Consider the following 19,487-nt stretch of genomic DNA (forward strand, 5'->3'; position numbering starts at 1 on the left):
CACAAGGCTGACCAGCGAGCAGCCACCACAGTGCCGTAACCAGCAGATCACGCCATCCTCTGAACCAGCCGCAGGGCCCACGCCCTGAGCGGTCCGGCCTCCCCACTCCCGGGGAGGCCGGACCGCCGCCGCGGCTCGACAGCAGTGCAGCCAGTCGCCCTGCACGCCACCGACCGGAAGACCGACGACGTAGTGGACCACACAGCCAGCGTCGTTTGCCCCAACCGCGAGAACGCGTCACCGGCCGGCCCCCGAGGAACTCGCCCGCCGAGTCTGACTGCGCTACCGCGCACAGTCCACCCACGCCTCTCCTCGCTGCGGCTCACCGCCCCCCGCCCCCCGCCCCCCGGAGCCTGCCGTCACGTCGCCAGCCCCGGGGCGGGGAGAGCGAGCCCCGAAGCCGGCCGATTGAACGTCACCACACCGGACAAGATCGCCGTCCCGGCTGCTGGAGTTAACCGGCGCAAACACGGTCCTGACCATCGTCGACAGCGTCGTCGCCGCCAGGAGCGGGACCATGAGGCGTCCGCGGCGATCACACTGTCGAGGCTGACCCGATCCGCTCCGGAGACTCGCTGACGTGGCGGCGGGCAGCGGCCGACGTGGTGACGGCGGGTAGGCCGCCGTCCTCGCGACGGTGCGACCCGGGGGTGCCGTCAGCCGCTGTAGGCGTGTCCATCCGTGACCACCTGCCCGAGCTGACCGCCGCCACGGACCGGTTCCCGCCCACGGTCACCCACATCACCTGGGACCTGCAGAACGCGAGGTTCATGGACGTGCCGGACTCCACCTGCTCATCCACCAGCGCTGCGCCTGTCAGGCAACCGGCCGGACCCTGGCCGTCGCCGGCCTGGGCAGGCAGCCCGAGGTACTCCTGCGCCTGGCCCAGAAAATCCCCGACCCCCTGTGGGACATCTTCCTGGACGAGGATCCGCCAGGGTCGCCAGCAGTCGCCTGACGCAAGGGGGGGCAGCCGGGCTGTCCGCCCGGAGGCCGGCGTGGCGGGCCGACAGCACGGGGCCTGACACCTGGCTCCATGGCACACCGTGAAAGCCATTTCCGTGGCGCCCGAGCTGAAGGAGCCCGCGGCGTCAGGACCCGTAGGACGCCCCTGATGGGCCGATGGAAGCTCCGAGGGTCGGCGTCCGTCCCGGCCGCTCCAACGACCCACGACGCCCCCCCGGTAGCGGGCCACGTTCGGGAAACCGGAGCGGCCCACCTGGCGAAAGCCGGAAAGCGCGGGCACCTCTACAGGCTCGGGGGCTCGCCGAACTCAGGACGGACCCGGTTGAAACCCCCGGTGTCGAAGGCAGGCAGGCCCGGAGCGGACGTGATCGTCTCCCTGGTAGGGGCCGTGTCCGGGCAAGCATCCGGAACTCCTCGACGTCCTCTACGAGAACGCCCGCCAGAGCGCCGCCACGTCAGCGGTCTCGGCGACCCAGCTGCGGCTGATGTGCCTCGTCGACCGCCAGCCCGGCCTGCGCATGCGGGCCCTCGCCCAGCTCCTCGGCGCGGCCGGCGCCTCCATGACCCGGCTCTGCGATCGCCTCGAAGCCGCGGGATTCCTGCGGCGCCACCCCTGCCCCGGAGACGGCCGCGAAGTCACCCTCCGCCTCACCCCCGCCGGAGAGAAGCATCTCGCCGAGATACGGGAAACCCGTGAACGCCGACTCGCCCTGGCCCTCGGCGCGATGAGCGCCGACAGCCGCCGCGCACTCGCTGCCCTGAAGAACAGCATCACCGCAACCACCGAACTCCCGGCACAGGAAAGCCAGCCCGCCGCCTGGCCAGCGACATGCAGCACGGCCCACTTCGACCGACTCGGAGACGCAGACGTAGCCGACCCGGATCCCGGTCGGGTCGGATGGAACGGGAACGCGCCCAGGGGCTCGCCATTCACGGCGCTGACGAGTCTGGTACGGCTGTCCACGTCTCGATCGTGTCGTCCCGTACGGCCGGGGTGGCCGCCGTCGTCTGCGGCGGCCACCTCATGGGGTTACGCGATGGCGTTGTTCCGGCTGCGGGTGTGGGCGTTGAGGGCGTGGGCTGTGGTGGGGTAGGCGGGCAGCAGGGTGCCAAGGCCGGTGAGGTTCAGCAGCCGCTCGAGCCGGTCGGGGACGGCGGCCAGGGTCACGCTGCCCCCGGCTTCCTTGGCGCAGCGGTAGATGCCGATCAGGGCGTTGAAACCGGAGGAGTCGCAGAAGGTGACGGCTTCAAGGTCCAGGAGCAGGTGGCGGTGGCCCTGCTCGATCAGGGCCAGTGCCTGGCTGCGCACGTGGGGGGCGGTGTCGAAGTCGAGGTCCCCGGAGACGTGGGCCACGGCGAGATCAGCGTCGGTGTGCTGGGCGGTAAGGCGGAAGTCGGTCACGGTCGGCTCTCCGGCATCTCGCCGGCGGGGGCGATGGTGTGGGCGGTGGCCGCGGCGGTGAAACCGTCCACCGCGGCGTCGGCGAGGGGGACGGACAGGGCCAGCAGGGCGACGTCGTCCCCGGCGCCGTGGGGCGTGGAGTCGATGAGGGCGATGGTGTCCTCGATGACCGCCGTCGCGCTGATGGGCGCGGTGCGGGCGGCAAGGAAGCCGGTCAAGCCCTCATCACCGATCATCTGGCCGTCCGCAAGGCGGGCCTCGGTCAGCCCGTCGGTGTAGAGCAGCAGGCCTTCGCCTGGGGCGAGGTGGATGCTGTGGGAGGCGAAGTGTGCGCCTGCGATGGCGCCGATGAGCATGCCCCCCTTGGGCTGCACCGCCTCCACCGTCCCCTGGCCGCGCAGGTGGTAGGCCGGGGGGTGCCCGCCGGTGGCCACCGTGACGGTGAAGCCTCCCTGCTCGTGTGGCTCGAGGGTGCCGAAGACGGCGGTGCAGAACCGGCTGCCGACAGCCGCATCGAGGAGCAGCGCCGTGTTCAGCGAGGTGAGGACCACGTCTGGGTCGGGGTCGATCAGGGCGGCGGCGCGCAGGGTGTAGCGGGTCAGGGAGGTCAGGGCGGCGGCTTCGGGGCCCTTGCCGCACACGTCCCCGAGGAAGAACGCCCACCGCTTGCCGTCCAGGGGGAAGACGTCGTAGAAGTCGCCGCCCACGTCCTGCGGGGAGGCGGTGGCATAGTGGCAGGCCAGCTCCAGGCCCGGCACCACCGGCAGCGCCGGCGGCAGCAGTGTGCGCTGGAGGGTGGAGGCGAACGCCTGGATGGCGGCCGTGTCGCGCTCCGCGCGCTCGCGGGCCTCCTCCTGCTCGATGCGCCGCTCCTGCTCGGTGCGCATCGCGTTCAGAGCCGAAAGCCGCATCTCCATCTCATCGAGGACGATCGCGGCCAGATCCGCGAGGGTGGCAGTGTCCTCCTCGGTGATCAGGCGCGGCTTGGTGTCGAGGATGTTGACGGTGCCCAGCCGGTGCCCGTCGCGGGTGATGATCGGCGCCGCGGCGTAGAACCGGACCGCCATCGGACCAGTGACCAGTGCGTTATCGCAGGCGACCGGGTCAATGAGAGCGTTGGGGATCACCAACGTCTCATCCGACAGGACTGCCGAGCCGCACAGACCCGGCTCCCGCCCGATCTCGCTCACGCCCTCCAGGCCGTGGACGGCCTTGAACCAGATGCGGTCCTCGTCCACGATCGTCACACTCGCCACCGGCACCTTGAACAGCCGGGCCGCCAACGCCGCTACGCGGTCGAACGCGCCGTCCGGAGGGGTGTCGAGGATGTCGTAGCGCCGCACCGCATCCAAGCGGTCGGCCTCCTCCGCCACGCTGAGCGCCCGCCGCACCGGCTCCCCGGCCGGTGGCGCGGCGTGTCCCGCTTGCGGCATATCTACATCTCCTTGCCCCGCCGACCAGACAGTCCGCGCCTCGGCAGCGTAGACCAGCGCCCTGCCGTCAAGAAACCAGCCAGGAAGAGAACGGCTTCGCGCTGCTCGTGGGCGACGCGGCCGCGGACGACGTCGGCGCACGACTGGGAGCTGAAGCCCAGGACCGCGATCGCGGGGATGCCCGTGAACTCGAGCCTGCCGGTCAGCTGCTGGCCCAGGGTGTCTTCCTCGGCGGCGACGTACAGGGCCCCGGTTCTGGCCCGCGGAGCGGTCCAGGCGGAACCAGCCGGGCACCTGGGCGACGAAGGCGTCCACGTCCGGCCAGGCCGGCGGGACGTGGACTTCGCGAACGGTGTCGATCAGGTCGGGAAGCGGCCCTCCCGCCGGGCCTGGGTCAGCTGCGCGGGCAGCCGGCGGTACGTCGGCGGCGGCACGCCCGCCCAGGCGAGCCGGTACATGACCTGTTGGCCACCGTTTCCCTGCCTCACGAGACGGGGATGAGCCTTGCGTGAAGTCCGGTGGCCCCTCCCGAATAGTCGCTGCGAAGTCGGCGAGGCTTGGTCCCACCCTCACCACTCCTCAAGGTGCTGCCGTCGCCCGGACGCGCCGCGGCGCAGAAAGGTCCGCTGCCCGACCTGTTCGGCGCCGCCCTTCTCACCGGATTCATCGCAACGCTCGCGCTCGGCCTGGTCAAGGCTCCTGACTGGGGTTGGACGAGCGCCGGCACCCTCGGCGGCCTGGCTGCCGCGGTGCTGCTCGGCGTCTGGTTCATCCTGCGCTCGGCCCGCCACCCCGCGCCGATCGTCGAGCTGCCGCTGCTCCGGGTTCCGGCGTTCGCATCCGCCGCGGCCGCCCTGACGCTGTTCACCGTTGCGTTCGCCGGAATGCTGCTCGGCGCGGTGCTGTGGTGCCAGGGCGTGTGGGGCTACTCGGCTCTGCGCACCGGCTTCGCCATCGCGCCGGGACCATTGCTGGTGCCGCCGGTCGCGTTGCTGATCGGGCCCGCCGTCGCCAGATTCGGTGCGGGCCGCATCGCGCTGACGGGAACTGTCCTGTTCGCGGCCGGAATCCTGTGGTGGGCCGCAACGCTCGACACCGGCTCGGCCTACGCAACCTCGCTCCTGCCCGGCATGATGCTGACCGGCCTCGGCGTCGGCATGACGATCCCGGTCCTGACCGGGGCGTCGGCGGCCGCCCTGCCGCCGGCCCGCTTCGCCACCGGCTCGGCCATCACCTCGATGGGCCGCCGGCGCGGTCCTCGGCATCGCGATCCTGGTCGGCATCCTCGGCACCCCGGCCCCCGGACACGCGGCCACCGCGTTCCAGCATGGCTGGTACGCGGTCGCCGTGGTATCCCTGCTCGCCGCGTGCGCGACGGTCCCGCTCCTCCGCAAGCCGCGACCGGCCCCCGCCAAGGCGGCCGACGCCGCAGAGGCACCGAAGGTCGGCGCCGCCTGAGAAGCGAGTCCCGTCCGTCGATGGACGGACGGGACTCGCACCCGCCCAAGCGGTGAGACACCCTCAAACTGTGCAGAGACCCCCGGCGCGAGGTGACCTTCAGCAGCGCGTACCCGGCCACGATCTGCCGCGCCCGCTCCACAACGACCGTCCACCGGATCCGTTCACGCGCCATACCGGTACATGTTCTTATCGCGGCGCCGCCGGCCCCCGAACTCGAAGCAGACCTCCGCAAGGACCAGCTGACGGGAACTGATGCACCCCGACAGGATCCCAATGGGGCGAGGGCGGTGAGCCGCGCGCCCCGAGTCCGGAGCTGCTCATGGCGCCCCGGACTCGTTCGCCGGTGCCTTCGGCCTTGCGGCGCGGCTTCCTACATTCCCAACGGTCGGGTTTCCGTGATGCTCGCCCAGTCGTTCTCCGGGTTGGCCCAGAAGGAAATCTTCACGTAGCGCGCGTCCGTGGACCCCTGGCCGAAGAGCACGGTCTCGGGCGATAGAGTTGTCCCGGAACTGCGGCCTTCCCAGACCTTGGTGTACGAAACTCCGTCCGGCGAAGCGTGGATCGTGTAGTCATTCCACCTGAGGTTTCCACGATGCCAGGCTGTAGAAGCGCCGCACAGCTGACGGACCGCGCCGGTGTCGATGATCAGGGCTGCCCCGAAGCCCTGGCCGGACCAGCGAGTCCCCAGGTCGCCGTCAACCGCACTGGCCGGCGGGTTGGCCGGCTCGTAGGTGGTGGCTGACGCAGTCGTCACCGTGGCTGGCCGCGTGCATGACCGCTGCGGTGTGACGTCCTGGTAGGCGGCGCGCTCATCGCCCAGCCGCAGCGAGTCGTAGTACATGACGCGCGTCGTGGTGCTGGAGGGAGCACCCGTGTTCCAGTCCCACTTGTAAATCCCGAACTTGAAGTAGGGCGAGCGCGGGCCCCCTCCGTGTGTCGCGCCAGTGCGTTGCACGACCCGCTCGCCGTTCCTCCACACCTGGAGCAACCCGGTGCTGTCCGTACGCCAGGTCACGTGGAAGACCCAGTCGGCCCAGACTCCAGTGGTGTAGGGGCCCAAATCGATGATCTCACCTCGGAAGTCAATCTTCCATCGGCCTTCGTCGGTGAGCAGCGCCAGAGGCGGAGAGCCGCCGGGGCAGCCGATGTCGCATTGGTGCCACTGGCTGACGATCTCAGCCGAACTGTCGGCGACCCAGGTCGAGGGGAGCTGGATGCTGAAGCCGTACCAGCGGTCGGCGCCGGCGGATTGCTCGTCGCGCTGGGATATCTCCGCGCGCTTACTGCCGGAGACGACTGGGTCGGATTTGCGGAGCTCGAAGCGGGCGGCATGGGAGCCGTCCCGCACAGGGGCCGTAACGTTGCCGGCGCCGTACGCCGTCCCCCACTGCTTGTTGAGACCCGTGGGCGCCGCAGTGGGGAGGGTGCGGTCCGCGGGCTGCTCCCAGTCGAGGGTACGTAGTACCCCAACGGGGTCAGCTTGCGCCGTCTGTACGGGTGAGAGGGCTACTCCTGCTGTAGCCACGGCTGATACGAGACCCAAAAGCCAGGCCCGGGCAAGCGATCGGTTCATCGTACTCCTCTGGAAACGCTCGGGAATGTTCCGACGCTCTGCTCTGCTGGGCACGGACTCTTCCCCTTGAGGTGGGGCCAGGCAAGAGTCGGCACCCGGCGCGCGGGGGCATTCACGACCTTGGAATGCGCCACCTGCGGAGCACCAGCTCCTCCCAAGACCCGCCGCCCACGTGGCCAACGGCGGCGGAGAGGTACGCGCATCGGTCCGGCGCCACGACCACGGCAGCCGGGATGCTGCCAGCCCTGGGCAGGAGGGGTACGGGCGGGGCCCGGCCGGGGTCGGGGCGCGGGTAGCCGGTAACGGGCCCCCGGTGGGCGGCAGGCCACGGCCCGCCGTACGAGCCGGCCCTGGGGTACGCGGCCTCACCGCGGACGGCAGGGCGTCCGTCAGACCGGCGGCCTCGCAGCAGCAACAGCCCCCTCCGAGGTGGCTTTCGCCTCACGCGGAAGGCCTGCGCTCGATACCAGGACGCGGCGGCCCCACCGCCTCGAGCGCCGGCAGCAGCGTGAGGACGACCGCGGCGCCGCCCCCGCGGGCGGCCCTCCACGGACTGCGGACCGGACGCATCACCCACTTCGGCCTCGCCGATTACCGGCAGATGGCCCGCTGCTGAGGCCCACGGACAGCCGTGGGCCGTCGGCGCCGGTTCGGCACCCGGGTGGCAGGCGAGCGGGGGTGGGTCAGATACGGTCGCCGCGCGGTGAACCGGCTCACCCAGCGGGGTGAGCCCTCCCCGCGAGGTGCGAGGGCCGCGACCTCGAGCCCGACACGATCGGCTTCGGCGTCCACTTCGCCGACGTGCTGTTCGGACGCGTGCAGCAGGATGGACGCGGCCCGGCCTGGCGCCCCCTGGACGCCTGACTTGCCGGAGCACACACGTCCTAGTCGACGCGGGGGGCCTTGAGGCGGGCCGTGAGCTCCTCGACGAAGGCCTCCAGGTGGGGCGGGCGCGGTCCGGTGCGGGTAGCGCAGAACCAGGTGCGGGTCAGCGGCTTCGCGCCGATGCGGACGAGGGCGAGGTCGTGGGAGGCCACGTACGGGGCGGCCACCCAGTTGGGCAGCACCGTCACGCCCTGCCCGCCCGCGACCATCTCGACCACCAGGTCGGTCACCACCGGCATGGTGGTGATGCGGGCCGGCCGGGCACCGATGGGGATCGGCAGCGGCATCGACGGAATGCGCTTCTGGTCGTAGAAGTCGTAGAGGACCAGATCGGCGCCGTCGAAGTCACGGGCGGTCAGGTGCGCGCGCGAGGCCCACGGATGTCCGGCGGGCACCACGGCCACCATCTCGTCCTCGAACAGCCTGGTCAGCGAGACCCGGTCCATCTGCAGGTCCGGCTTGGTGACCAGCGCGACATCCACCACGTCGGCGAGCAGCGCCGGGATCGGCGCGTCGTCGGGGACGGTCTCGATGCGCACGTCGATGTCCGGCTCGCGCCCGCGGAAGGCACGGAGCACGGGCGGCAGCCAGGGGAAGGTCGTGCTGCACTGCGCGGTGAAGCGGACCCGCCGGTCGCGCCCGTCGCGGAGCTCCCGCAGGTCCCGGGAGGCCGACTCCAGTTCGCCTAGGACCTGGCGGGCCGCGACGAGCAGCCGGCGGCCGGCGGCGTTGGGGACCAGGCGGCGGCCCTTGCGGTCGAAGAGGGGCATGCCCAGGCGGGCCTCCAGCCGGGTGAGCCGCTGGCTCAGCGCCGGCTGGCTCACGTAGAGCCGCTCGGCGGCCGCGGTCAGCGACCCGGCTTCGGCGGTGGCGTCCAGGAGCTCCAGGTCACGAAGGTCCACATCCATAATCTGGGATTATCACATGCTCCAATTTTCGTCGTGGTGTTATGGCTTGGGAGTTCATAGGTTTCTGGTGTCAGCAGGACAGGCCCCGCCACGAAAGGCACACGCATCATGATCGACACCGCCACCACCACTGCTCTCGTCACCGGCTCCTCCAGCGGCATCGGCCTGGACATCGCCCGCGCCTTCTTGGCGAGCGGCGCCAACGTCGTCCTCAACGGCCGGGGCGCCGACCGCCTCGCCGAGGCCGCGGCCGGCCTCGGCCACCCGGAACGGACCGCGTGGGTCGCGGGCGCCATCGCCGAGCCGGCGACCGGCGAGGCCCTCGTCCGCACCGCGCTCGACCGGTTCGGCGGCGTCGACGTCCTGGTCAACAACGCGGGCACCTTCGCCCCCAAGCCCTTCACCGAGGTCACCGAGGCGGAGCTCGACGGCTTCCTGATCGGCAACCTCAAGGGCACCTACCTCACCACCCAGGTGGTGGTGCGGGCGCTGCGCGCACAGGGCCGGGGCGGCAGCATCGTCAACATCGGCACCGTCCTGGTGGACCACGCCCTGGCGGGCTTCCCGTCCTCCGCGCCCGTGGTCAGCAAAGCCGGCGTGCACGCGCTGACGACCAGCCTGGCCGCCGAACTCGCCGCCGACGGCATCCGCGTCAACCTCGTCTCGCCCGGCATCATCCGCACCCCTCTGCACGCGGGCTCCGACGTGGACTCCTTCGGCGGGCTCGCCCTGCTGAACCGGGTCGGCGAGGTCTCCGAGATCTCCGAGGCGGTGCTCTACCTCGCAGGCGCCACTTTCGTCACCGGACACGCCCTGCGGGTGGACGGCGGGCACGTCACCGGCCGAGCCTGAGCCCCCCGCCCGCCAGCCGGGCTGCTCCCGCGCTTTCTCCCTCCGGAAGGACATCCGCCACCATGCCGTACGTCAACGTCAGGATCACCCGTGAAGGCGCCACCGCCGCCCAGAAGGCCGAGATCATCGCCGGCGTGACCGACCTGCTGGTCAAGGTCCTCGACAAGGACCCGGCCACCACCTTCGTCCTCATCGACGAGGTAGACCTGGAGGACTGGGGCGTCGGCGGCGTCCCGACGGAGGAGTACCGCCGACGCCGCGCCCGGGACCAAGCCCAATGCCACTGACTTAACGCGGCTCGCGACTCGCCGACCTGGGGACTCAAACGAACGGCTCTGTCTCACATTTGGTGGTGACGGAGTGTGCCGCTATCTGAGGAGGATGCGGTGGCGGAGCGGGGTGAAGCCTGCACGTCGGTGCCGGCGGGCGATCCGCTTGGTCTTGGTGTTGATGCCCTCGGTTGGGCCGTTGCTGTACGGGAGCGTGACCGCAGCGATCACAGCGTCGCGGTCACGCTCGAGGCTGCGGGTGAAGGCGTGCAGGGAGCCGCCCCTGCCCGGGTCTGGCGCTGCGTTTCAGTAGCGCAGGACGGCTGCGATGTGGTTGCCGTCTGTCAGGGTTCCGTCGGTGACGAAGACCACCTCGGCGCCTTTGTCCAGGGCTGTTTCGACGAGTTCGTCGACGATGTCCTCACGCACTTCCGTCGTTTCCGTGGTGGTGCCGGAAGCCGCGGGGGTGAGGTGGGCGATGTCGGTTGCGGCCTCAGGCTGATAGTGCTCTTCGACAGCGACCATGGCAGCCCTGCCTTCGTGTACGGCAGTCCAGACCTCGGCGAGTCCGCCCGCGACGGTTCGCCGGCCGCGTGCCTCTTCGAGCCTGGCGGCGGCGCTCTCGCCTGCCTGCTGCCGTGCCGCGGCGAGTTGGGGTGCGAGAGCCTGATGCAGGGCCTGTCCCGGTCCGCCGTGCAGGCCGCCTTGGATACACGTGTCCTGCACCCGGTCACCGACGCTGCCCGCTTCGCCCAGCAGGGCAAGGGCGGGCGCGAGACCGACGAGGTACAGGGGTCGCTTCTCGCGGCCAGGACCTGCTGGACGGCAGCGTCGGTCTCGCGCATGAACTGGCGGGTGCGTTCGTCGGTAAACGTGCTGGCGGTATCGCCTTGGCGCTGCTGCCACTGCGGATCGTCCTCGACGGCGGCCGCAGCCCGGGGGAAGCCCTCCTCGCGGCGTTCATCGATGCGGTCGCCCGACCCGCTCCACAGGGACGCCTGGTCCGCGGAGAGGGAGAGTACCCAGTAGGGGCCTGCTGCGCCTTGGCCGCGACAAGGTTGCGGGTCAGGTAGCTGTCGCTCAGCAGGATCCGTACGTGTTCAAAATCCGCAGTCAAGGGCCGAACTCAGTTTCGCCCCAAGCGTGCTGAGCCGCATATGAAGAAGTCCAAGTCCATGGCGGCCCGCCGGGGGCTCCCCCGCGTGCGGTCAGGACTCCTCACGCTCGGCCTCGGTCCGGTGGAGGCGCCGGGCGAGGTCGTCGGACCAGAGCTGCGCCCAGGTTTCCGCAGAGCTGCCATGCCGCTCTCGTCCAGGCCTTAGGCGATGAACTCGGCGTCATCGATCCAGTCGGCGCCGGCCGGGTGGCTCTGGAGGTCTTCGGGACTGAACCGGCCTCGTGCGTGGCGGCGACCGCACTCTTCGGGGTCGGTGGTGGTCCACCGGCGGGAAGCGGCATACACGTCGAGGAAGTCGCGGGCCGCACCCCGGTCGGCCAGGGCTCGGACCTCGGTGCCGATCACTTCCTCCTCGCCGAGGACGGGACCGTAGGCGGTGTGGGCCAGTGGCCGCCAGAACACTTCCTTGAGGACATCGACCTCGCACACGTCGCCGGTGAGCGGGTCGGTGACCTGGAAGCGGGCGGAGAGCGGGGCGATCTCGACCTCGGCGACCTGCCATCCCCGCTCCGCGAGCCCGTCACGCACGGTCTGGGCGCTCTCTTCCTTCTCCCACACGTCCCGCACGCTCGGGCCGGCAAGGGTGCGCAGCACCGGCCACAGGCTGGAGAGCACCTGGCGTTCAGAAAGCGGCACAGGTCCTCGCGGGTGCCCTCGGCGAGGACGGTCCGGTACAGGCCCATGCGCTGCCTGGGCTGGTCCAGGTCGAAGGCGCGCAGCCCGGATCACACCACGTGCAGCGGGAGCTCGATGACCCCGTGAACGGGCCCGGTCAGCTCAGACAGACCGGCGGGCAGTCGGCGGGCAGTCGGCGGGCTAACTTCACCCGGTACAGGACCGCACAGGACCGCATCGTCAAAACCGGCATCGGGGACAGACATGGCATCGAGTATGCCCCCGGCATCGCACTACCCTGCATCCCCTACCCCGCTCAGCGTCAATCTTCTATGCACGCTCCGGCGCCCGGCCGTGAGGCGAGTGAAGATCACCCGCCTGCTCGCTCGAACATCACCCCGGCTACCGCCCCGGTCCCGGGTAGTGCCCACGCCGTTCTACATCCCACCGCAGCCCACCCCGGGGGACAGTTCCCGGGGCGGACTGCGGCCTGTCTCCCACCGGGCCAGGTCAGCGCGCCGCCGTCGGTTCCGGTCCGGTCCGGTCCGGTCCGGTCCACAGTGGCCTGGGCCCACACGTACGGAGGAACCTTGAGCTTGTTCCGCTTTGGCGGACACCTTTGGTGTGGTGTTCAGGCCGCGAGCGCGGTCTCGTATTCGGCGGGGCTGCGGTAGCCGGGGCTGCTGTGGAGCCGGTGCAAGTTGTACCAGCTCTCGATCCACTCGAACATCGTGGTGTCGGCGGCGGCCCGGATGGGCCAGGGATGGGTGTCGCCGAGCTCGTTCTTCAGGGTGGAGAAGAACGATTCCGCGAGGGCGTTGTCCCAGCACCGCCCGGTGCGTCCGACCGACAGACGAACACCGACGTCGCTTGCCGGCGTGGCGGGTCCACGGCTGGTGTATCGGCAGCCGCGGTCGGAATGGAAGATCACCGGACCGGTCGGCCGACGGGTTCGGCAGACTGCCCTCAATGCGTCGGCGACGAGCTCGGTTCGCAGGTGACCGGCCGTCGCCCAGCCGACGACGCGGCGGGAAGCAATGTCGATCACGGTGGCCAGGTAGAGCCAGCCCTCGCGGGTGGCGATATAGGTGATGCCCCCGCACCAGCGGGTATCGAGGGCCGACGAATCAGGCTGGAAGTCGCGAAGGACCAGGTCAGGACGGGTGGAGGCGTGTGGATCGACGATGGTGGTGCGATGCCCCCGTCTGCGGTGCCGGCCAGTCAGGTCGGCCTGTCGCATCAGGCGTGCCACCCGGCGGCGCCCGCAGCCGGCACCCTCAGCTGCAGGACGGCGTGGACGCGCGGGGCACCGTAGGTTCCGCGGGACCGCTCGTGGACGGTGGTGATCTGTTCGGTCAGCTCGGCGTCCCGCACTGCCCGGGGGCCAGGGGTGCCATTGCGGCGGGCGTAGTAGGCGGTCCGGGAGACCTTGGGCGTGAGTGAACGGAAGCCGTTACCCAAGCGACTTATCGGACGAGCAGTGGTCGTTGATCGAGCCGGCGATCACTACGTGGAAGAACCGGCACCGCTCGGTCAGCGGCCACCAGGGCGCCTACCGACGGGGAGTCGCCAGTGCCCGTACGCGGCCGGGCAGGACAGCTCCACGTAGGTCCGGCCCCCGCTCGGACGCGTCCGAGCGGGGGCCGGGCATCGCCCATAACCGCGTCCACCGTCACATTCAGGCGCAGCCGATTGAAGCGCATGGGGTGGCGGTAAACGCCTCCGCGGTCGATGGCGGTGTCGGCGTTGCTGTTCTACGACGATCTCGATGGTCGCACCGCCTTGATGTTCAACAACAAGACCCCCAGGTGATCCTGCCGGCCGCTGAACTCGGCACGGACTACAGCGACCGCTACCTGGACGCCTCCGAAACGTTCCTGCGCCGCGCCGCCGGCTGACCCCAGGAGGCCGCCTTCAGGCGCACGCCGGCACCGAGACCGGCGTCGGGCCCGCGACCCCGGCCACCGCGTTGGCATCAATGCGAGCACGGCGGCCGGGACGAGCTGGTACTTCCAAGCAAAGCGGGTTGGGGCCGCTGGCCTTGGCGGCCCCAGCCCCTCCCGGTCTTCCCGTGGAACGCCGGCGTCGACGAGACCCGGTGTGGAATGGCCGTGACGCCGGCAGCGTTCGGTCGTTGGCCAGGCGCACACATCACTACAGAGCGAGACCCCGGGACGTCGCACCAGCCCGGGGTCTCGTGCTGTCACAGGAACGGCGGCCCGTTGTAACCGGCAACCGTCCTCGGCGAGTGCCGGATCGGCTGCGCGGTGCGGACAGGCAGCGGCGTGTCACGTCACCGACAAGAAGCCGGCCGTCCGCGCACAGGGAGCACACGTTCACCGATCGCGGCGGCCGGGTGTCATGGGCCGGATCGGCCGATGGGGTTGCAGTTGGCTGTCAGGTCACTGATTCGGCCCATTGCCCGTGACGGGCGGGCGGCTGAAGCCGTTGTGGGGGACGTCCATGCCGTACTTCCTGCGGCAGGCATGAGTTGAAGGAGATTTCCATGTCACGTATCGCCAAGGCCGTAGCCGTTACCGCCGCCGCTGGTGCTGTCCTGGCAGGTGGGGCCGGCATGGCCGCCGCCGACGCCGTGGCCGAGGGTGCAGCCATCGGCTCCCCGGGCGTCCTGTCCGGCAACGTCCTCCAGGCACCCATCCACATCCCGATCAACATCTGCGGCAACACCGTCAACATCGTCGGGGCCCTCAACCCCGCCTTCGGCAACGTGTGCATCAACAACGGCGGCGGCTTCAAGGGCGACCACCACAAGGCCGACCACCACGGCAAGCACTGACAGCACCAAGTCCTGGACCCGGCGCGCTCACCGCGCCGTCACAGCCAGCACCGACCTGTGAGCCAGCCGCAGCGCACAGCCCGGTAAAGACCGGCCTCCCCTCATCCTCCGGGGGAGGCCGGTCTCATGACGACAACGCCCTGATCGGCGATGTCCAGGCGCAGCCGCGTGAACCGGATCGGGTAGCAGAAGACGCCTTGACCAGCGCCGGAGACAAGCGAGTCGCCAGCCACATAGCCGACAACCCGGGCCGCCACACCACCGAAGGGCCTACGGATGACGAGCGGGCTGGACTCGTCCAAGGCAATCCGGTCGGGCAGGCGCTCAAAGACCGCCTCGGCCCGGTCGCAAGCCTCCCCTGCCGCGCCAGACGGGGAGCTTTCAGCCTCTGGTCAGCGACCATGAGGGCGCACTGCGCCCCGTACTTACTGCGCCAAGGCGGCTTGTCCGCGCGACGCACAGCGTCACCAGCCCGTGCAGCCCGTGCCGCAAGCGGTGGACGCGCCGACCACGGCACTCACAGTCCCGCAGGCGGGCTACTCCGGGGCCCTGCGCCGCCGGCATGCCCTTCTGCCCATGCTCAGCGACAAACGAGACGCTCTGGCCTTCCATGAGGGACTTGAAACCATCAGAGGGTGTTCTGCTGTGATTCGCCGTGTTTCAGCTTGAATCGGTGTCCGGCGTGGGCGGTGTGGGCCGGGGCAGGGTGAACAGGCCGGGTTCGGGCTCGATGAGGATGCCGCGGTTGACCAAGCGTTCCCTTGGCGCGGATGCCCGCGTGGGAGACGTCCTTGGCGCGTAGTCCTTCTTCCTCCTGTTCGAAGAGGATCAGGATTTCGCGGCTGCCGGGTGGCAGTTGCCCGGGCGGATCGGTGCCGTCCTCGGAGGTCAGTTCGAGAACGGTCTCGTGCGTGATGTTCAGGCGTTCCAGGGTGCGTTCTGCGGCGCCGAGTTGCCCGGTGAGCCGGCTGATCTGTTCACACGGACCTTGACCCCCGGAGTTTGAACACGTCTATGTGGCTTCGGTCAGGGCAGTTGCTGCTGGTTGGAGGGCGTTCTCGTAGGTGATCGGGGATCGCTGGCCGAGGCGGGAGTGCCGGAGTCGGGTGTTGTATCGGGTCAGCCAGCGCAAGGCGTCGGGCCTGGCCTCGCGCTCGCTCTGCGCGCGGCCTCTGCGGGGTTCGTCTTGCAGGGAGATGAGTTCAGATCGTGTCCTTTGCGCGGGTGGCGATCCGACCGGCTGCTTCGAGTCGGGCAAGGCGGACGAGCTCTCGGTCGGCCCAGCGTCGGACCCGGTCGGGTTCCAGCGGGGCGCCGTGGCCGACGTGGAGTCTGGTGGGGTTGAGTGCGAGCATTTTGCGAAGGCTGGTGAGGTTGCGCTGCGGGTCGTCGTGAAATGGTGGATTGGCCGGCTTGCCCGGGATGAGGCCCATGAAGGAGTTGGCCACCAGGTCGCCCGCGACGAGGTCTCCGTCGTCGGTGAGGACGGAGACCGATCCGGCGGTGTGGCCGGGGGTGGGCATGATGCGGGCTGCGATCCCGAAGTCCTCCAGGGGAGTCTCACCGCGGATCAGGACATCGGGTTCGAGGGGTTCGGCCTGGGCGTGCAGGTCTTTGCTCCGGTCCATGATGCGGCCCATCGGGCCGGTGGGCAGATACGGTTCGCGGACCCGGCCGGTGCGGTACGGCCCGAGGTCCGCGACGTGGCCGGCGACAGGTGCGCCGGTGAGGCGGTGCAATTCGGTGGCGGACCCGAAGTGGTCTATGTGCCCGTGGGTGATGACGATCAGTGCGACGTCGCAGGGGTCCACTCCGTGCTCGGTGATCCGGTCGTAGATCTTTTGGCCGCTGCCCGGCGTCCCGGCGTCGACGATCACGGGACGTCGGCCCAGGAGCAAGTAGGCGTTGATGGCCGTTCGGCCCATGACCGGGATGGGGATGACCTTCGTGCGGGAGATGGCGTCCTCCATAAGGTGACTGACGGCTGCTGCCCATGCGGGCAAACCGGGGATCCGCCGGGGCTACCGGCGAATGGTGTGGGTGGGCCGGGGCTACCGGAATCGGCGCCGGTATTCGGCGGGAGTGGTCCCCAGCCTGCGCTGGAAGGAGCGGTGCAAGGTCTCCACCGAGCCGAGGCCGCTGGCCGCGGCGATGTCCGGCAGGCTCCCGTCGCTCTCCTCCAGCAGGCGGCGGGCGGATTCGAGGCGGGCGGATTCCACGTAGGCGGCCGGCGTGCCATCGGTGCGCAGCCGGAACAGCCGGGAGAAGTGGCGCACGCTCAGGTGTAGCCGTGCGGCCAGGGCCTCTGCGGTGAGATCCTCGGCGAGGTGGTCGGCGATCCACACGCGCAGGTCGTCGATGCGGTCGCCCGAAGTGACCGGGGCGGAAAGCGGAACGCTGAATTGGCTCTGCCCGCCGGACCGCTTGACGTACATGACCATCATCCGTGCGGTCGTCAGGGCAAGGGCCTGGCCGTGGTCCTCGGCGACCATCGCCAGCGCCATGTCCATCCCCGAGGTGACACCCGCGCAGGTCCACACGCTGCCGGATCGGATGAAGATGGGGTCCGGGTCGACGATGACCCGCGGATGGTCGGCGGCCAGTCGTGCGGCGGTGAGCCAGTGGGTCGTGGCGGACAGGCCGTCCAGCAGGCCCGCGGCCGTCAGCAGGTGCGCTCCGGCGCAGATCGACCCGGTCCTGCGCGCCGGAGGGGCCGCTTCACGCAGCCAGTCGGTGACCTCGCTGTCGATCACCGGTTCCACCCCGTCGCCGACCAGGTTGACCGCGCCGGCCACGAGCAGGGTGTCGACCCGGCCGTGCACCTCGTCGAGGGCCAGGTCCGCCAGCAGCCGGACGCCGCTGGATGTGGCCACCGGCCCGCCGTCGGCCGTAGCGATCTGGACGAGATAGCCGGGGCGGTCGGGGCCGGCGATCCGGGTGGCGACCGAGAAGACCTCGGCCGGGCCGGTCACGTCCAGCAGTTCGACACCAGAGAACGCCACGATGACAACTTTGTGCGGTACGGGCATGTGCAGATCATTTCGCTCCGCCGCGATGGCTGCAATGACGAGGTTCTGGCAGATTCGGCCACCCGTTGCGACGGCGGCCTTCCGGCGGCACCAGTGGATCCGCAGGGCGTAAGTGCTTCGACCCACAGGGCGGTCGGGTCAGAATCGCTACCAGTGAGTCGACGCCTTCGGCCGGTGCAAGGAAAGGCCGTTCCACGGAGTTGTGTCGTCGAGGCGGGCCGCCGAGCCCTGGTTGATCAGCATGCCGCGAAGCCCCGAGACCCACCGGACCCAGTCGGGCCCGAACTGAAGCTCTGCCGCTCTCGACCCTCCCCGCAGGGTCGACACCCACACAGTCCCGGCCCACACAGAAAAGGGGCCGGTGTCCGCTCGCCCCCGGCAGGTGACTCGCCCGGTGCAGCAGGAAGACCGACCGAACGCTCGGGTGTAGGTCACGCGGAACGCACGTCGGCGGCGAAGCCCAAGCGACCGCGTTCCTCAGTCGGCACTTCGAAGGCCAAGCCGAAGAAAAAGAGAGTCCGGCCGTCGGTACCCTCGGTTCCTCGCCGGTCGCAACCCGGCTGGGGGCGGGAAACGTTGGACATGGCGGAGTTCTGTCGGGCCACGGGCGGCACCAGGAAGCCGCCGACCTCCACCAACAAAACCTCACCGACCGCGAACGCACCCTCAGCAACAACCACCCCGACGCCGTCGCAAGCCGCCACAGCCTCGCCCGAGTAAGAGCGCAGGCGTCATCTGGGCTAGGAGGTCGGTGGCATGGGGATGGTCTCCGGCGCCGTTGGCGGGGGTGAGTAGTCCCCCACCCCTCCTGGTCGCCATCGGACCGGCGCTCAGCTGGTAGCGGCCGGTCCCGAACCTTCAGGAATCCTGAATTTCCATCATCCGGCCGCGAACCTCCAGCGCGGGGAAGAGTCCGCTGACCAGGGGTGAGACGCCTCTTCGACGCCCACGGGAACTGAAGTGATGTCGCACGATACGGGCCCCGGCCACAGGCGGGGCGTGCGGAAGGGGTGCGGGGCGGGGATGTTCACCCGCCCCGCACCCCTTCGCTGTACCGCTGACGTGATCAGTGGGGGCAGTTGCCCCGGTACTCCTCGATCGAGAGGCTCGGGCGGGGGATCGGGCACAGGAACTGCTCGTAGCGGGTGTCGTTGTCTATGAACCGCTTCAGCCACGAGATGCTGAATTTCGCGATCGTCGTGTTCGACGAGTTCGGCGCGGAGTGCGAGGCGGAATTGAGCTCCAGGTAGGCCTTGTCGAGCGTCCCGGGCAGCGACTGGTAGAACGGCTCCGCGTGCGAGCCGACGGACGCGACGCTGTCGGCCTCCGCGCCGAAGATCAGCGTGGGCGTCCGCACCTCGGGCCAGGTCTTGTCGCTGTTCCAGGGCGTCAGGGGGATCGACGCCTTCAGCGAGGGGCGGGACTTCGCGGCCTCCAGTGCGCCGCCGCCACCCATGGAGTGGCCCATCACGCCGAGCCGGGTGGCGTCGATCCGGGTCCGCACTGAGCTGCGCTCGGTCAGGTAGTCGAGCGCGGCGAGCAGCTGCCGCCCCCGGCTGGCCGGCTGGTCGAAGGTGGAGCTGGTGTTGATGGTGAAGACGACGAAGCCCTGCGAGGCGAGCCGCGGACCGTACCAGGCCATGGAGGACTGGGTCGCGGTGAAGCCGGGCGCGACGGCGACCGCGCCGAAGGTGCCCTCCGAGGTCGTCGTCGGGTAGTAGATCGTGCCGCCGCCGAAGCCGCTGACGCTGCTCGAGGAGACGCTCGTCTGCGAGACTCTGTAGGAGCCGCGGGGCGCCTCGATGCTCGACACGGTGGGGGCGGGGCCGCGCTCGTAGGGGTTCTCGGCGGCCTGCGCGTTGGGGACGAGCATGGTGGCCAGGAGGCCACCGCCCGCCACGGTGCCGGCGAGAAGGGTGCGTACGGGGCGGCGACGGCGGGGCAAGGCGTGCTGCTGCACGGTGGGGTCCTCTCGGTCATGGCAGCCGGGGGCCACGCCGGGGAGAACCGGCCGGGAGGCCGGGTGCACCGGGCGGGGACCGCCAGTTTCGCTGCGGCCGCCACTCTTACGCCGCATCACGCCCCCGGCATCGGCTAAATCACCGGTGTTCGCCGGAAGG

General features: G+C 70.2%; 16 protein-coding genes and 6 pseudogenes. 7 read left to right on the plus strand and 15 right to left on the minus strand.

Features of this window, described 5'->3' with window-relative positions; genetic code table 11:
- Nucleotides 1-1,484: 1,484 nt before the first annotated feature.
- Nucleotides 1,485-2,060 carry a MarR family winged helix-turn-helix transcriptional regulator gene (locus ACFWTC_RS34120; RefSeq protein ID WP_384074937.1) on the plus strand — a complete coding sequence of 192 codons (576 nt, stop codon included), beginning with the start codon at nucleotides 1,485-1,487 and terminating at the stop codon, nucleotides 2,058-2,060.
- On the opposite strand, the gene ACFWTC_RS34125 is transcribed toward ACFWTC_RS34120, so the two are convergent.
- The 3 genes from ACFWTC_RS34125 to ACFWTC_RS34135 all read right to left on the minus strand — a co-directional run bounded on the left by ACFWTC_RS34125 (nucleotide 1,997) and on the right by ACFWTC_RS34135 (nucleotide 4,289).
- Nucleotides 1,997-2,368, minus strand: a complete 372-nt coding sequence (locus ACFWTC_RS34125; protein WP_384029611.1) for an STAS domain-containing protein — start codon at nucleotides 2,366-2,368, stop codon at nucleotides 1,997-1,999. The two genes, ACFWTC_RS34120 and ACFWTC_RS34125, sit on opposite strands and share 64 nt — an antisense overlap.
- Nucleotides 2,365-3,801: a PP2C family protein-serine/threonine phosphatase gene (locus tag ACFWTC_RS34130; RefSeq protein WP_384029609.1), complete on the minus strand. Its 1,437-nt coding sequence runs from the start codon at nucleotides 3,799-3,801 to the stop codon at nucleotides 2,365-2,367. Before ACFWTC_RS34130 ends, ACFWTC_RS34125 begins: the two co-directional genes overlap by 4 nt.
- A 359-nt stretch (nucleotides 3,802-4,160) precedes the next feature.
- A complete protein-coding gene (locus ACFWTC_RS34135) occupies nucleotides 4,161-4,289 on the minus strand; it encodes a hypothetical protein (protein ID WP_384029607.1) in 129 nt (42 codons plus the stop codon).
- A 96-nt stretch (nucleotides 4,290-4,385) separates the two neighbouring features.
- Here ACFWTC_RS34135 and ACFWTC_RS34140 point away from each other — a divergent pair, with 96 nt between their 5' ends.
- A complete protein-coding gene (locus tag ACFWTC_RS34140) occupies nucleotides 4,386-5,315 on the plus strand; it encodes a hypothetical protein (protein ID WP_384029605.1) in 930 nt (309 codons plus the stop codon).
- Between the two features lie 317 nt (nucleotides 5,316-5,632).
- On the opposite strand, the gene ACFWTC_RS34145 is transcribed toward ACFWTC_RS34140, so the two are convergent.
- A complete protein-coding gene (locus tag ACFWTC_RS34145; RefSeq protein ID WP_383932639.1) occupies nucleotides 5,633-6,835 on the minus strand; it encodes a heparin lyase I family protein in 1,203 nt (400 codons plus the stop codon).
- 762 nt (nucleotides 6,836-7,597) lie between these two features.
- On the opposite strand from ACFWTC_RS34145, the pseudogene ACFWTC_RS34150 reads away from it, so the two are divergent.
- A pseudogene (locus tag ACFWTC_RS34150) lies at nucleotides 7,598-7,699 on the plus strand (MBL fold metallo-hydrolase); the annotation flags it as partial.
- Between the two features lie 20 nt (nucleotides 7,700-7,719).
- Here the strand turns inward: ACFWTC_RS34150 and ACFWTC_RS34155 are convergent.
- Nucleotides 7,720-8,628, minus strand: a complete 909-nt coding sequence (locus tag ACFWTC_RS34155; RefSeq protein WP_383932641.1) for a LysR family transcriptional regulator — start codon at nucleotides 8,626-8,628, stop codon at nucleotides 7,720-7,722.
- Between the two features lie 108 nt (nucleotides 8,629-8,736).
- Here ACFWTC_RS34155 and ACFWTC_RS34160 point away from each other — a divergent pair, with 108 nt between their 5' ends.
- Both ACFWTC_RS34160 and ACFWTC_RS34165 read left to right on the plus strand, forming a co-directional pair.
- On the plus strand, nucleotides 8,737-9,480 hold the full coding sequence (locus ACFWTC_RS34160; RefSeq protein WP_383932643.1) for an SDR family NAD(P)-dependent oxidoreductase: 744 nt from the start codon (nucleotides 8,737-8,739) through the stop codon (nucleotides 9,478-9,480).
- A gap of 62 nt (nucleotides 9,481-9,542) precedes the next feature.
- Nucleotides 9,543-9,767, plus strand: a complete 225-nt coding sequence (locus ACFWTC_RS34165) for a 4-oxalocrotonate tautomerase family protein (protein ID WP_383932645.1) — start codon at nucleotides 9,543-9,545, stop codon at nucleotides 9,765-9,767.
- An 81-nt stretch (nucleotides 9,768-9,848) separates the two neighbouring features.
- Here ACFWTC_RS34165 and ACFWTC_RS34170 read toward each other — a convergent pair.
- The 6 genes and pseudogenes from ACFWTC_RS34170 to ACFWTC_RS34195 form a co-directional block, all read right to left on the minus strand.
- Nucleotides 9,849-10,022, minus strand: a pseudogene (locus ACFWTC_RS34170) (transposase); the annotation flags it as partial.
- 33 nt (nucleotides 10,023-10,055) lie between these two features.
- On the minus strand, nucleotides 10,056-10,274 hold the full coding sequence (locus ACFWTC_RS34175; protein WP_383932650.1) for a hypothetical protein: 219 nt from the start codon (nucleotides 10,272-10,274) through the stop codon (nucleotides 10,056-10,058).
- A gap of 18 nt (nucleotides 10,275-10,292) precedes the next feature.
- Nucleotides 10,293-10,768, minus strand: a pseudogene (locus tag ACFWTC_RS34180) (chemotaxis protein); the annotation flags it as partial.
- 707 nt (nucleotides 10,769-11,475) lie between these two features.
- Nucleotides 11,476-11,807: pseudogene (locus tag ACFWTC_RS34185) on the minus strand (hypothetical protein); the annotation flags it as partial.
- A 365-nt stretch (nucleotides 11,808-12,172) separates the two neighbouring features.
- A complete protein-coding gene (locus ACFWTC_RS34190) occupies nucleotides 12,173-12,781 on the minus strand; it encodes an IS3 family transposase (protein WP_384029603.1) in 609 nt (202 codons plus the stop codon).
- A complete protein-coding gene (locus tag ACFWTC_RS34195) occupies nucleotides 12,781-12,915 on the minus strand; it encodes a transposase (protein WP_383933003.1) in 135 nt (44 codons plus the stop codon). Before ACFWTC_RS34195 ends, ACFWTC_RS34190 begins: the two co-directional genes overlap by 1 nt.
- Nucleotides 12,916-12,976: 61 nt before the next feature.
- Here ACFWTC_RS34195 and ACFWTC_RS34200 point away from each other — a divergent pair.
- Nucleotides 12,977-13,097: pseudogene (locus ACFWTC_RS34200) on the plus strand (transposase); the annotation flags it as partial.
- A gap of 950 nt (nucleotides 13,098-14,047) precedes the next feature.
- A complete protein-coding gene (locus ACFWTC_RS34205; RefSeq protein ID WP_383933002.1) occupies nucleotides 14,048-14,338 on the plus strand; it encodes a chaplin in 291 nt (96 codons plus the stop codon).
- 549 nt (nucleotides 14,339-14,887) lie between these two features.
- On the opposite strand, the pseudogene ACFWTC_RS34210 reads toward ACFWTC_RS34205, so the two are convergent.
- The 4 genes and pseudogenes from ACFWTC_RS34210 to ACFWTC_RS34225 all read right to left on the minus strand — a co-directional run.
- Nucleotides 14,888-14,971 (minus strand): annotated as a pseudogene (locus ACFWTC_RS34210) (cold-shock protein); the annotation flags it as partial.
- Nucleotides 14,972-15,540: 569 nt separating this feature from the next.
- The gene (locus ACFWTC_RS34215) at nucleotides 15,541-16,308 is read right to left on the minus strand and encodes an MBL fold metallo-hydrolase (protein WP_383933000.1); all 768 of its coding nucleotides are present in this window, start codon (nucleotides 16,306-16,308) and stop codon (nucleotides 15,541-15,543) included.
- An 81-nt stretch (nucleotides 16,309-16,389) separates the two neighbouring features.
- Nucleotides 16,390-17,367, minus strand: coding sequence for a GlxA family transcriptional regulator (locus ACFWTC_RS34220; RefSeq protein ID WP_384029601.1), 978 nt, complete (start codon nucleotides 17,365-17,367; stop codon nucleotides 16,390-16,392).
- Between the two features lie 1,066 nt (nucleotides 17,368-18,433).
- The gene (locus tag ACFWTC_RS34225; protein WP_384029599.1) at nucleotides 18,434-19,327 is read right to left on the minus strand and encodes an alpha/beta hydrolase family protein; all 894 of its coding nucleotides are present in this window, start codon (nucleotides 19,325-19,327) and stop codon (nucleotides 18,434-18,436) included.
- Nucleotides 19,328-19,487 lie beyond the last annotated feature (160 nt).

It is taken from the genome of Streptomyces sp. NPDC058619, assembly GCF_042717785.1.
Classification (GTDB): Bacteria; Actinomycetota; Actinomycetes; order Streptomycetales; family Streptomycetaceae; genus Streptomyces.

Coding starts and splice junctions, on each gene's coding strand:
- ACFWTC_RS34120 (WP_384074937.1), top strand. CDS start 1,485: ATGCGGGCCCTCGCCCAGCTCCTCGGCGCGGCCGGCGCCTCCATGACC.
- ACFWTC_RS34130 (WP_384029609.1), bottom strand. CDS start 3,801: ATGCCGCAAGCGGGACACGCCGCGCCACCGGCCGGGGAGCCGGTGCGG.
- ACFWTC_RS34145 (WP_383932639.1), bottom strand. CDS start 6,835: ATGAACCGATCGCTTGCCCGGGCCTGGCTTTTGGGTCTCGTATCAGCC.
- ACFWTC_RS34155 (WP_383932641.1), bottom strand. CDS start 8,628: ATGGATGTGGACCTTCGTGACCTGGAGCTCCTGGACGCCACCGCCGAA.
- ACFWTC_RS34160 (WP_383932643.1), top strand. CDS start 8,737: ATGATCGACACCGCCACCACCACTGCTCTCGTCACCGGCTCCTCCAGC.
- ACFWTC_RS34165 (WP_383932645.1), top strand. CDS start 9,543: ATGCCGTACGTCAACGTCAGGATCACCCGTGAAGGCGCCACCGCCGCC.
- ACFWTC_RS34175 (WP_383932650.1), bottom strand. CDS start 10,274: ATGGTCGCTGTCGAAGAGCACTATCAGCCTGAGGCCGCAACCGACATC.
- ACFWTC_RS34190 (WP_384029603.1), bottom strand. CDS start 12,781: ATGCGACAGGCCGACCTGACTGGCCGGCACCGCAGACGGGGGCATCGC.
- ACFWTC_RS34205 (WP_383933002.1), top strand. CDS start 14,048: ATGTCACGTATCGCCAAGGCCGTAGCCGTTACCGCCGCCGCTGGTGCT.
- ACFWTC_RS34215 (WP_383933000.1), bottom strand. CDS start 16,308: ATGGAGGACGCCATCTCCCGCACGAAGGTCATCCCCATCCCGGTCATG.
- ACFWTC_RS34220 (WP_384029601.1), bottom strand. CDS start 17,367: ATGCCCGTACCGCACAAAGTTGTCATCGTGGCGTTCTCTGGTGTCGAA.